The following is a 12,332-nucleotide window of genomic DNA, read 5'->3' on the forward strand; positions in this document are numbered from 1 at the left end:
CCGTCGTGGCGGTCGGCTCGGGCGCGGACTCGGTCGGGTCCGGCGCGGGGGCCGTGGCCGGCGCGCTCGTGGACGGACCGGACGGGCTCGGGGACGTGGGGGTCGGCGTCGCGGAGGTCGGCGACGGGTCGGGGGTGCTCGGCGTCGGACTGCCGGATCCCGTGCCCGACGGCGAGGACGAGCTGGCGGGCGACGTCGGGGAGGACGGCGTGGCCGAGCCGGTGGACGTGGGGACCGAGGAGGACGGGGCCGTGCTGCTCGGCACCGTGCTGCTCGGCACCGGGGTGGTCGCGCTGGGCGTCGGGGCCGCCGTGTCGGCGGGTGCGGACGGGGGCGGCACGGGTGCGTCGGTGGCCTCCTGCGTCCGCGAGGACGTCTCGGGCTCCGGCTGCTGCTCCTCGAGGGTCGGGGTGGAGCGGTCCGGCAGACGCAGGTCGGCGGGGGCGGAGGCGGCGTCCGCGGCGACGTGGCCCAGGTCGGACAGCCAGGGGGCTGCCGTGTCCCGGGGGATCCGCACCGTCAGCACACCCGCGGCGGCCGGCGCCATGGACGCCTGGTCCGCCTCGAGCATCAGGCTGCCGTCCGGGAGGAAGACCACCGCGTCCCAGACGCGACGGTTCTCCACCTGCTCCGGCGCGTCGACCGCCGAGTCCAGGCGCGAGCCGATCACGTCCGGGTCGTTGGCCATGCGCTGGCGCACCTCGGCGCGGAACGCGTCCCAGCCGTCGGGGGTGAAGAGATCGGCGGTCTCGAGCACGCGGTCCTCGCGGGCCGAGTACCAGATCACGTGCGAGGTGGACACGGAGTCCGTGCCGCGCCGTTCCGTGGCGAGCAGGCGGGCCGCGGCGATGTCCTCGGCCACGACGGCGAGCTGCGGCTGGATCTCCAGGCGCGGGTCCGCGCTGGGGTCGGTGTCCCGGCGGTACTGGTCGATCTGGGCGCGCACGGCCCCGGCCATGGCCTCCGTCCAGGCCGGCGCCCCGGGCACCTGCAGCCACGCCCCGTGGTGGTCCGGGTCCTCGCCCTCGAGCACGGCGATGCTCGCCTCCGGCACCCTCTCGAGGTCGTGCGAGGGGACCTCGAGCGTAAACGGGGCCATGTCCATGGACGGCAGGGCGGAGGCCGCCGTCGTGGCGGGCGCAGGCTCGGGCTGCGGCTCGGTGCGAGCACAGGCGCTCAGCGCCACCAGGGCGACGGCGGCCAGGCCGAGGGCCGCGCGGCCACGGCGGGGGGAGGGCAGGACGGGGTGCATGCGATTCACTTCCGGTGGTCGGAGGACTCCAGGATGGCCTCGACGCGGGCGGCCATCTCATCCGCGGTCGGCGGGCGCCAGTCCGGGTCGTTCCGGCGGCGGGCGTCACGGCGCAGGCGCAGGACCACCCAGATCGCGAGGAAGGCCAGGATCAGGACCAGGACGATGTTGGAGAAGACGTCCGCGTACTCGGAGACGACGTGGAACCGCTCCCCGAGCGCGTAGCCGCCGTAGACGAAGATCGCGTTCCAGATCAGGGAGCCCAGCGCCGTGAACAGGGTGAACTTCGCGAGGTTCATCCGCTCGATGCCCGCGGGGATGGAGATCAGGGAGCGGAACACGGGGACCATGCGGCCCAGGAACACGGTCCAGTAGCCGTATCGGATGAACCAGCGCTCGGTCTTGGCCACGTCCTCCATGTCCACCAGCGGCATGCGGTCCGCGAGGCGGTACATGCGGCGGCGGCCGAGCCACGCGCCGAGGCCGTAGAGGGCCAGCGCTCCGACGATCGAGCCGACCGTCGCCCAGACCAGCGCGGCATGCGGGCTGAAGGCGCCGCCGGCCGCGGTGAAGCCGGCCAGGGGCAGGATCACCTCGGACGGGATGGGCGGGAAGATGTTCTCCGCGAAGACGGCCAGGCCGACGCCGATCGGGCCGACCGCCTCCATGATGTCCACGACGATGTTGCCGAGCCAGCCGTAGTCGGTGGGCGCGGCGGCGGCCACGGTCAGGGGTGCGACGAGGGGGAGCATGCGCCCCATTGTCCATCATCGACCGCCTCCGCGACGTGGTGGAGGCGCCGACGTCGTCCGCTCTGCGCGCACACTCGCGCCTCCGGGCGGGCGGGAGCGGGCTGCCGTTGGTAGTGTCAGAGGCGCTGACCGCTCACCGACCGTTCGCGCCACACCCCACTCCACGTGCGTGCCGCGGGCCCTACTGGAAGGAAGACTCCATGAGCATCGTCCAGATTCCGCTGCGCCTGGCCTCCGGCGCGTTCATCCTGAACTCCGGCCTGAACAAGCGCGGCATCTCCGCGGAGCAGGCCCAGGGCCTGCGCGACATGGGCGCCCGCGGCCTGCCCGCGCTGGCCAACCTGTCGCCGGAGCAGTTCAAGAAGTTCCTCGTGACCACCGAGGTCGGCGTGGGCGCAGCCCTGCTGGCCCCGTTCGTCCCGGGCTGGCTCGCCGGCTCCGCCCTGACCGCGTTCTCCGGCGGCCTGTTCTCGATGTACCTGAACACCCCGGAGATGACCGAGGCGGACGGCGTGCGTCCGTCCCAGGAGGGCACCGCCGTCGCCAAGGACATCTTCCTGGTCGGCTCCGGCCTGGCCATCGCCGCCGACTCCGTGGCCAACCGCCCCGGCAAGCGTCGCAAGGCCGCCAAGAAGCGCGCCGCCCGCATCGAGGGCGCCCGCGACGCCAAGGTGCAGGCCATCCGTGATGCCCAGGACGAGAAGGTCGCTGCGATCCACGCCGCCCGTGAGGAGCAGGTCGCCGCGCTGCGCGAGGCCCGTGACGAGCTGAAGAAGCTGCGCAAGAAGGCCTGACGCCCCCGCCGCACGCCTGAGGGGCCCCGCCCGGACCATGGTCCAGGCGGGGCCCCTCACGCATGCGCCCGCCCACCGGGGCACGGCGGGTGGGCAGGCTCAGAGGTCGATCTCGGTGGGGTGCAGCACGCGGCGCAGGAAGTCCTGGGTGCGCGGCTGCTGGGGGTCGGAGATCACCGCGGCGGCCGGGCCGGCCTCCACCACGACGCCGCCGTCCATGAACACGACCCGGTCGGCCACCTCACGGGCGAAGCCCATCTCGTGGGTGACCACGAGCATGGTCATGCCGTCGCGGGCCAGCTGACGCATGATCGCCAGGACGTCGCCGACGGTCTCGGGGTCGAGGGCCGAGGTGGGCTCGTCGAAGAGCATCAGCTGCGGGTCCATGGCCAGCGCACGGGCGATCGCCACGCGCTGCTGCTGGCCGCCGGAGAGCTGGTCCGGGTAGCGGTCCTCGAGCTCGGCCAGGCCCACGCGGGCCAGCTGCCGACGGGCGATGTCCGCCGCCTCGGCCTTGCCCCGCTTGAGCACCTTGAGCTGGGCCACGGTGCAGTTCTCCAGCACGGACAGGTGCGGGAACAGGTTGAACTGCTGGAACACCATGCCCACGTGGCGGCGCAGCACGTCCAGGTCCACGTCCTCGTCCGTGACCGTGAACTCACCGACCGTGACGACGCCCGAGTCGGGCTTCTCCAGCAGGTTCACGCAGCGCAGGAGGGTGGACTTGCCCGAGCCGGACGGGCCGATCAGGCACACGACCTCGCCAGGGGCGACCTCGAGGTCGATGCCGCGCAGCACGTGGTTGGCGCCGAAGGACTTGTTGAGGCCGGCCACATGCACGCCGGCGGCGTCCGCGGCGGCCACCGCGCCGAAGGATCCGGTGATGGGGTTCTGCTGGGCCATCTCAGTGCCCCTTCTTGGTCGAACGGGCCTCGAACCGGCGGGCCAGCAGGGACAGCGGCACGGTGATCACGAGGTAGAACAGGCCGGCCACGAGGATCGGCGTCATGCCGGCGTCGAGGGCGGAGATGCCGTCGCGGCCGAACTTGGTGAGCTCGTACTCGTGCGCGGCCAGGCCGAGCACGTAGACCAGCGAGGAATCCTTGGTCAGGAGGATGACCTCATTGGTGAGCGGCGGCAGCACGATGCGGAACGCCTGGGGGATCACGATGGTGACCATGGCCCGCCACGTCGGCATGCCGAGGGACCGGGCCGCCTCCATCTGGCCGCGGGGCACGGCCTGCAGGCCGGCACGCAGGGTCTCGGCGATGTAGGCGGCCGAGACCATGCCCAGGGCCACCATCACGACGACGGGGATCGGCCAGGACACCCCGAACGCAAAGGGCACCCCGTAGCCGAAGGCGAGGAACACCAGCAGCGCGGGGACGCCGCGGAAGAACTCGACGTAGGCGGTGGCCAGCCACCGGTACGGGCCGAACGAGCTCAGGCGCATGAGCGCGAGCACGATGCCGCCCAGGAGGCCGACGACGAACGAGGTGACCGTGTAGAACAGCGTGTTGCCCAGGCCCACGAGGATCACGTTGGGGAACATCGGGGCCACGGCGGGGAAGTTCAGGACGTTCTCGGCGAGCGTGCCCCAGTCGATGAGGACGGCCAGGACGACGAGGGCGAGGACGAAGACGGCCGCCTGGATGATCAGGGACAGCCGGCGACGGCGGCGCGCACGGCCGGGCTTCATGGCCGGTGCGGGCGAGACGGGGGTCTGCGTGCTCATCGGTAGTCCTCCTGTGCCTGACCGAACCAGCGCTCCTGGAGCTCGGCCACGGTGCCGTCGTTGCGCAGCTCCTGCAGCGCGCGGTTCACGGCGGAGCCGAGCTGCGCCTTCTGCGGGCCGACCGCCATGCCGAGCTGCTCGCCCGTGGGCAGCGACTCGACCACCTCGAAGCGATCGTCGTCCTTGAGCGAGTAGAGCAGCACGGACTGGTTGCCCAGGGCGGCGTCCACGGTGCCGGCCTGGAGGGCCTGGATCTGCATGCCGCCGTCCTCGAACTGCACGGGGCTCAGGCCGTTCTGCTGGGCGTACTCGTCGCCGGTGGTCGCGGCCTGCACGCCGATCCGGCGGCCCTTCGCGGACTCGACGTCGGTGATGCCGGAGCCCTTCTTCGCGACCAGGACGAGGTCGTCGTCGAGGTAGGGGAGGGTGAAGGCCATGACGCGCTGGCGGGCCTCGGTGATGGAGATCGACGAGGCGTTCACGTCGCAGCCGGTGAGCGAGGCACCCGACTCGATCGCCTCGAAGGAGGAGTCGATCACGTTCACCCCGAGACCCAGCTTCTCCGCCACCGCCTCGACCAGCTGGATGTCGTAGCCGGTCAGCTCACCCTTCTCCTCGAACTCGAAGGGCGGGTAGGGGATGTCGGAGCAGACCGTCAGGACGCCGGGCTGGACGAGGCCGTACGAGGTGCTCAGGTCGTCATCGGACACGATGCCGGCGGATCCGGCGTCGCCGCCGAGGACGGCGCAGCCGGTGAGCAGCGCCGCCGACGCGGTGAGCCCCACGGCGCCGAGGAGGCGGGAGTGGATGCGGGTCATGGAGTGCCTTCTGTGCCGCCGTCGGGAGGACGGGCGTGCGGGTCGGAGGGAGCCGGCAGAGTGACGTGTTCCGCCGTGATTGGTGGTCATCGTAGTGCGTCGGGCCCGTCGCGGGCGCCGGGAGACGACTCGTCGCCGCGGAGCGAGCCGATCGACCGGTGGCCCTGCCGCGGCCCGCCCCAGCAGACGAAGGCTGGCCTCGCGCTGTGGGGATTGCCAGGCTGGTCACATCGTCGTCACCCGGTCTGAGAGGTCTCTCATCCTCCGCACCGCCGCCCCCGCCCGCCCCGTCGCCACCCTGTCCCTGCTCGCGGTGGGCGCCCTCGCGCTCGTCGGCTGTGCCGGGGGCGGCGGCGAGGCCTCGTCCTCCGCGTCGGCCGACGCGTCCGAGTCCGCCACGACGGGGGCCGGCTCGGACCTCACGGACGAGCAGGAGGAGCGTGTGGAGGCGCTCGAGGACGTCCTGCTCACGCCCCAGACCGCGCCCGACGGCGTGTTCACGGACATGGAGACCCAGGCCGGCGGCGGGGGTGAGCCGATCAGCACGAGTCTGAGCCTGACGGGCGTCACCCCCACGGGCGCCTGCGCGGACCTCATCGAGCAGATCAACACGCAGCAGGCGCCCGGGCTCGGCGGTGCGCTGGCCCAGTACGAGGTGGACCCGGCCGCGGTCACCGGCCTGGCCGGTTCCCAGGCCGGGGCGTTCGGCATGGTCGCGGTCACCGAGGACGGCACCGATCTGCTGGAGCCCTTCGGCGAGCTGGCCGACACGTGCGGCACGTTCGGCGACCCGGACGGCGTCGAGGCGGCCTTCACGACGGTGCCCGGCGTGCCGGACGCGGTCCACATCTCCCTGGGGAACTCGGGCATGGACACGGCCTTGTTCACCATGACCGTCGGTGGCGTCACGGACGGGGACGAGCTCGTGTACCTCGGCATGGTGGGCCTCGACGAGGAGATCGCGGCCGAGACGCTGCGTGCCCAGGTCGAGGCGTTCGAGAAGCGGGAGCGCTGACCTCTCAGTCGTCGGGCCGCGGCGTCGGCTCGAGGCGGGCGCCGTCGTCGGACACCGGGTCCGCGTGGAACGGGCTGCCCGAGCTGACGTCCTCCGGGCCTCGCCCTCCCGACTCGACCGCGAGGAGGCGCCCCTCCTCGGAGAGCAGGGGTGTGGCCTCGATCGTGAGGCTCTCGCCGGCGCGCACGGCCTCGGCCACGAGCCGGGCCAGGCGGCGGATGCGGGCCTCGTACCGTTCGAAGTCCTCGAGCACCGCGGTGTGCCGCGTCGCCAGCTGGATCTCGACGGAGGCGTCGATGCCGACGGCCAGCTGGCGGGCACGCAGCACCTCCGCGTCGAAGGCGGCCCCGGCCAACAGCACGATGCACGCCACCCACGCGAGGGCGAGCACGCCGATCGCGGAGTTGATCCGCCCGACCACGGCGAACTGGCCGAACCGGTCCGTGATCCAGCCCAGGGCCACGGTGGCGCCGAAGAGCAGGACCACCACGGCCACGGCGCCGAGCGAGAGCGGGCGGTAGCGGGGCTGCCGGACGTTGGGCCCCAGGCGGTAGGCGAGGGTCACGATGAGGGCGATCACCACGAGGATGACCGGCCACTTCACCACGTTCCACGTCTGGACCGTCTCCTCCGGCAGGCCGACGGCCTGGCCGAGGCGCTGGGAGAGGTCCCCGCCGACGACCACCAGGATCGTGATCAGCACGGCGCCGAGCATGAGGGCGAGCGTCTCGACGAAGACCACGAGGCGGAAGTGGAGGAAGGGCCGGCCCTCGCGGGTGTCGTGGATGCGGTGCATGGCCCGGTGGAACGCGCCGACGGCGCCCGAGGCGGACACCACGGTGCCGACGGCCCCCAGGACGACAGCGCCGGTGCCGGGCCCGGCCGAGCCGAGGGTCAGGATCCACTCGCGGACGACGTCGGGCGTCAGCGACGGCCAGATCTCGGCGGCCAGGTGCGCCGCGGCGTCCACGGTCTCCTCCTCGACGCCCAGCAGCGAGACCACGGAGAGCAGGGCGACGACGGTGGGCAGCAGGGACAGCGCCCCGAAGAAGGTCATGGCGGCGGCCACATCCCAGACCTGCAGCTCGAAGAGCCGGTGCAGGGTGCGGCGCAGGACGTACAGCAGGGACACCCGCGGTCGGGTGTACGTGCGGAGGCGCCGGGGCGCCGCTGTGGAGCCGGCCATGGCACCAACGTACCGGCGCGCGGGGGAATAGCCCTGGCACGAGGGGAGTTGAGCTACATAGACTCAACTTTGTCTCGGCGGTGGGAATGGCCCGCCGTCGACGGTTGTCCGACACCCCCGGGACACGGGGGAGAGAAGGAGCGAGGCGCACATGGATGCCAAGTTCACCACCAAGAGCCAGGAGGCGCTCTCGGCCGCGGCCATGAACGCCTCCACCGCCGGCAACCCCCAGATCGAGCCGGCCCACCTGCTGAAGGCCCTGATGGACCAGCGGGAGTCCGTCGCCGTGGCCGTCCTCAAGGCCGCCGGGGCCGACCCCGACGCCGTCTCCACGGCGGCCTCCTCGGCCATCCGGCGCCTGCCCTCCACCCAGGGCAGCACGGTGGCCCAGGCGCAGCTCTCGCGCGCCGCCCTGCAGGTCGTGCAGAACGCGCGCACCCAGGCCGAGCAGCGCTCGGACCAGTTCGTCTCCACCGAGCACCTGCTGCTCGGCGTGGCCGCGGATCCGGGCGAGGCCGGTGAGGCACTGCGCTCGAACGGGGCGAGCCTCGAGGCGCTCGCCGCCGCCCTCACCCAGGTGCGCGGCGACTCCCGCGTCACCACCCAGGACCCGGAGACCACCTTCCAGTCCCTGGAGAAGTACGGCACGGACCTCACCGAGCTCGCCCGCTCCGGCAAGCTCGACCCGGTGATCGGCCGCGACGCCGAGATCCGCCGCGTGGTGCAGGTGCTCTCGCGCCGCACCAAGAACAACCCCGTGCTCATCGGCGAGCCCGGCGTCGGCAAGACCGCCGTCGTCGAGGGCCTGGCCCAGCGGATGGTGGCCGGGGACGTCCCCGAGTCCCTGCGCGGCAAGACGCTGATCAGCCTGGACCTGGGCGCCATGGTCGCCGGCGCCAAGTACCGCGGCGAGTTCGAGGAGCGCCTGAAGGCCGTCCTCGAGGAGATCAAGGCCGCCGAGGGGCAGGTCGTCACGTTCATCGACGAGATCCACACCGTCGTGGGTGCGGGCGCGTCCGAGGGCGCCATGGACGCCGGCAACATGCTCAAGCCCATGCTGGCCCGCGGCGAGCTGCGCCTGATCGGCGCGACCACCTTGGACGAGTACCGCGAGAACATCGAGAAGGACCCCGCCCTGGAGCGCCGCTTCCAGCAGGTCTTCGTGGGCGAGCCCAGCGTGGACGACACGATCGCCATCCTGCGCGGGCTCAAGGAGCGCTACGAGGCCCACCACAAGGTGGCCATCGCCGACTCCGCGCTCGTGGCCGCGGCCACGCTGTCCCACCGGTACATCACCGGCCGCCAGCTGCCCGACAAGGCCATCGACCTCGTGGACGAGGCCGCCTCACGCCTGCGCATGGAGATCGACTCCGCCCCGGAGGAGATCGACGTCCTGCGCCGCCAGGTGGACCGCCTGACCATGGAGGAGCTCGCCCTCGAAGGCGAGACGGACCCGGCATCCGTCGAGCGGCTCGAGGCCCTGCGCGCCGAGAAGGCGGACCGCGAGGAGGAGCTCACCGCCCTCACCGCCCGCTGGGACGCGGAGAAGGCAACCCTCAACGAGGCCGGTGACCTGCGCGCCAAGGTGGACGAGCTGCGCTCGCTGGCCGAGAAGGCCCAGCGCGACGGCGACCTCGCCGAGGCCTCCCGCCTGCTGTACGGCGAGATCCCCGCGCTGGAGAAGCAGCTCGAGGAGGCGGACCGCGCCGCCCGCGAGGCCGACCGCTCGAGCACCGAGCCGATGGTCTCCGAGGAGGTCACGGCGGACGACATCGCCGAAGTGGTCTCCGCGTGGACCGGCATCCCCGCGGGCCGCATGCTCACCGCCGAGTCCGAGAAGCTGCTCACCATGGAGGAGCACCTCGGCGAGCGGCTGATCGGGCAGCGGGACGCCGTCGTCGCCGTCGCGGACGCGGTGCGCCGCTCGCGGGCCGGCATCGCGGACCCGAATCGGCCCACCGGCTCGTTCCTGTTCCTGGGCCCCACGGGCGTGGGCAAGACCGAGCTCGCCAAGGCGCTCGCGGAGTTCCTCTTCGACGACGAGCGCGCCATGGTGCGGATCGACATGTCCGAGTACGCGGAGAAGCACTCCGTCTCCCGCCTGGTCGGCGCCCCTCCGGGCTACGTCGGCTACGACGAGGGCGGCCAGCTCACGGAGGCCGTGCGGCGTCGCCCGTACTCGGTGGTGCTGCTGGACGAGGTGGAGAAGGCCCATCCCGAGGTCTTCGACATCCTGCTCCAGGTGCTCGACGACGGCCGCCTCACCGACGGCCAGGGCCGCACCGTGGACTTCCGCAACGTGATCCTGATCCTGACCTCGAACCTGGGCTCGCAGTTCCTCGTGGACCCGACCCTGGACGAGGCCGCCAAGCGCGAGTCCGTGATGTCCGTGGTGCGCGGGGCGTTCAAGCCCGAGTTCCTCAACCGCCTGGACGAGATCGTGCTGTTCGACGCGCTCACCGTGGCCGAGTTGACGCGGATCGTGGACCTGCAGGTCGAGTCCCTGCAGGCGCGCCTGACGGACCGCCGCCTCACCCTTGAGGTGTCCGACGCCGCCAAGGCGTGGCTCGCTGAGACTGGGTTCGATCCGGCCTACGGCGCCCGGCCCCTGCGCCGCCTGGTGCAGCGCGAGATCGGTGACCGTCTGGCCCGCGGCATCCTCGCCGGGGAGATCGCGGACGGGGACACCGTGGTCGTGGACCGCGTCGAGGGCGAGAACGGCCTCACCGTGACCCGGAAGGGCTGACGCCGGGTCCGACGGACCGTGTTCCTCCTCCCTCTGGCACGTCGGGGGCGGTTTCGGGTGGTATCCAGGATGGATACCACCCGAAACCGCCCCCGACGGCATCTGTGAGTGGGGGGTCAGAAGGTCCCCACCGCGGCGCCGTGGACCCCGGCCCAGCTCACGAGGCCGAAGGCGACGCACGCCGTCAGCGCCGTGTAGAGGACGATGGCGACGGCCTGCCATGCCATCACGCGGTTCCGGCTCGCCCCGAAGGACACCATGGCCGGGGCCGCGACGTGCCCGGGGATGAAGAACCAGGGGCCGAGCAGGCTCAGCCCGGGCACGCCCCACGTCTCGAATCGGCGGTGCAGGTGGACGTGGTGATCGGCCACCGGGGTGCCGGGGTCGGTCGCCGGAACCGCGGTGTCGGCGGCCCTCCCACGACGCGCCGTGACGGCGGAGCGCACGCCGTGGGCCGCGTAGACCAGGAGCGCGACGGCGAGGAGGTTGCCCAGCACTGCGGCGGGGATGGCCACCCACGGGTGCACCCCGACGACGACGCCGATCAGCCCGGCGCCCTCGCCCTCCACGAACGGGATGAAGGAGACGAGGAAGACGCCGAGGCCCTGCAGGCCGTCGGGCAGCCCCATCACGAACTCGCGTGCGGTGTTCATCAGGTCCATCGTGACCACGTTCCTCTCCAGCGCTCTCGTTCGGGAAACCGTCGTGTTCCCCGGCGTCGTCGTCCGGGATCCGGTCGGGCTCCCGAGCTCTGACTCCAGCCTTCCGGCCGCCGCCCGTCCTCAGAAGTGCCGTGCGGTCACCTCCGCCCGGGCAATTCCGCACGGCGGGCAATGACAGTTGTCACGCCCGTAGGGTGAGGCCCATGAGGATCGAGGGGAACCACGACGACGGCCGCCCGGCCCCGCCGGCCGTCGCACCGGGGCGCCGTCCGACCGGTGCCCTGCCCACGGCCGGCCTCGCGGGCACAGGGTCGGCCGGACCCACCGTCCCCGGCCCGTACTCCGGCGACCTCACCGGCGCGTGGTGGTACACGTGGACCGGCTTCCTGCTCTGTGTCCTGGTGATCGCCGGCTTCTCCGCGTTCGGCCCGCTGTCCCACCTGCGGGAGCACCTGGAGGCCGGTCGCACCGAGCAGGTCGTCGCACTGGCGGTCCTGCTCCTGCTCCACGTCCTCGGAGTCGTCGGCCAGCTGCACGTCGCCCGCCACTTCCAGGCCCCGCCGCCCGAGGAGACGGAGGGGCCGGTGTTCGGCCGGCGGGACCTGGCCTGGCTGTTCGGCCCCACCGTCCCGCTCGCGCTCGCCGGTGCCGTCTTTCCGGCGCTGGGGCTCACGGGGACGGGCACGTGGTGGGCCCTGCCGCTCTGGCTGTCTTCCCTCGTCCTCGCCCTGCTGGTGCACCCGTGCCGGCGGCGTCCCGTCCTCTGGGGCGGCTTGGCGGCCTCACTCGTCCTCGGGGCGGCGGCGGTCCTCCAGGATCCTGCGGGGCCCGCCGACACGGCCGCCGGCTTCCTCGTCTGGTCCGTGATCACCGCCTGCATGATCGTCCCCACGGTCTGGTTCTGGAGGCTGATGCAGCGCCTCGACAACGCCCGGCGTCAGGCCGCGGACCTCGCCGTCACCCGCGAGCGGCTGCGCTTCGCCGCCGACCTGCACGACGTCCAGGGCCACCACCTGCAGGTCATCGCACTCAAGGCCGAGCTCGCCGAGCGCCTGCTGGCCAAGGGCCGGACCGAGGACGCCGGAGTCTCGCTGCACGAGGTGCGCGAGCAGGCCCGGGAGGCGCTCGCCGAGACCCGGGCCCTCGTCCGCGACCTCCGCGAGGTCTCCGCCGAGCGCGAGCTGGTCAACGCGAAGGAGGTGCTCACCGCCGCCGGCACCGCCACCGACGTCGGCACCGACCCGCACCTGGGCCCGCTCGGTACGGTCGCCGGCCGTCTGGTCGGCCTGGCCGTCCGCGAGGCCACCACGAACATCCTGCGCCACGCCTCGGCCGGCCGCGCCCGCATCGAGCTCACCGCGGCCGGCCCGGA

General features: G+C 72.7%; 11 protein-coding genes. 4 read left to right on the plus strand and 7 right to left on the minus strand.

Features of this window, described 5'->3' with window-relative positions; all coding sequences use genetic code 11:
* Both D8M29_RS04185 and D8M29_RS04190 read right to left on the minus strand, forming a co-directional pair.
* Positions 1-1,252, minus strand: a 1,252-nt coding sequence (locus tag D8M29_RS04185; protein WP_127445808.1) for a hypothetical protein, incomplete at its 3' end; no start/stop codon positions are given.
* Between the two features lie 5 nt (positions 1,253-1,257).
* Positions 1,258-2,004 (minus strand): DedA family protein, encoded by a 747-nt coding sequence (locus tag D8M29_RS04190; RefSeq protein WP_095347370.1) that lies wholly within the window; start codon positions 2,002-2,004, stop codon positions 1,258-1,260.
* 200 nt (positions 2,005-2,204) lie between these two features.
* On the opposite strand from D8M29_RS04190, the gene D8M29_RS04195 reads away from it, so the two are divergent.
* Positions 2,205-2,798 (plus strand): hypothetical protein, encoded by a 594-nt coding sequence (locus D8M29_RS04195; RefSeq protein ID WP_095347365.1) that lies wholly within the window; start codon positions 2,205-2,207, stop codon positions 2,796-2,798.
* 99 nt (positions 2,799-2,897) lie between these two features.
* Here the strand turns inward: D8M29_RS04195 and D8M29_RS04200 are convergent, their stop codons facing one another.
* The 3 genes from D8M29_RS04200 to D8M29_RS04210 are packed head-to-tail and all read right to left on the minus strand — an operon-like array spanning position 2,898 to position 5,351.
* On the minus strand, positions 2,898-3,701 hold the full coding sequence (locus D8M29_RS04200; protein ID WP_036339321.1) for an amino acid ABC transporter ATP-binding protein: 804 nt from the start codon (positions 3,699-3,701) through the stop codon (positions 2,898-2,900).
* Position 3,702: 1 nt separating this feature from the next.
* Positions 3,703-4,533, minus strand: a complete 831-nt coding sequence (locus D8M29_RS04205) for an amino acid ABC transporter permease (protein WP_052001180.1) — start codon at positions 4,531-4,533, stop codon at positions 3,703-3,705.
* On the minus strand, positions 4,530-5,351 hold the full coding sequence (locus tag D8M29_RS04210) for an ABC transporter substrate-binding protein (protein WP_010080238.1): 822 nt from the start codon (positions 5,349-5,351) through the stop codon (positions 4,530-4,532). Before D8M29_RS04210 ends, D8M29_RS04205 begins: the two co-directional genes overlap by 4 nt.
* A 313-nt stretch (positions 5,352-5,664) precedes the next feature.
* On the opposite strand from D8M29_RS04210, the gene D8M29_RS04215 reads away from it, so the two are divergent.
* Positions 5,665-6,366: a hypothetical protein gene (locus D8M29_RS04215; RefSeq protein WP_238692753.1), complete on the plus strand. Its 702-nt coding sequence runs from the start codon at positions 5,665-5,667 to the stop codon at positions 6,364-6,366.
* Between the two features lie 4 nt (positions 6,367-6,370).
* On the opposite strand, the gene D8M29_RS04220 is transcribed toward D8M29_RS04215, so the two are convergent.
* Complete coding sequence (locus D8M29_RS04220; RefSeq protein WP_069941133.1) at positions 6,371-7,552, minus strand: YihY/virulence factor BrkB family protein; 1,182 nt, start codon at positions 7,550-7,552, stop codon at positions 6,371-6,373.
* A gap of 151 nt (positions 7,553-7,703) precedes the next feature.
* Here D8M29_RS04220 and clpB point away from each other — a divergent pair, with 151 nt between their 5' ends.
* A complete protein-coding gene (gene clpB, locus D8M29_RS04225; RefSeq protein WP_095347364.1) occupies positions 7,704-10,298 on the plus strand; it encodes an ATP-dependent chaperone ClpB in 2,595 nt (864 codons plus the stop codon).
* 116 nt (positions 10,299-10,414) lie between these two features.
* Here clpB and D8M29_RS04230 read toward each other — a convergent pair whose 3' ends face one another.
* Positions 10,415-10,951 (minus strand): hypothetical protein, encoded by a 537-nt coding sequence (locus D8M29_RS04230; protein ID WP_036339337.1) that lies wholly within the window; start codon positions 10,949-10,951, stop codon positions 10,415-10,417.
* A gap of 212 nt (positions 10,952-11,163) precedes the next feature.
* Between D8M29_RS04230 and D8M29_RS04235 the strand changes: the two genes are divergently transcribed.
* Positions 11,164-12,332: histidine kinase (locus D8M29_RS04235; RefSeq protein ID WP_238693322.1), on the plus strand; the 1,169-nt coding region annotated here is incomplete at its 3' end.

The sequence above is a fragment of the Micrococcus sp. HSID17227 genome, from assembly GCF_003989405.1.
GTDB lineage: Bacteria > Actinomycetota > Actinomycetes > Actinomycetales > Micrococcaceae > Micrococcus > Micrococcus luteus.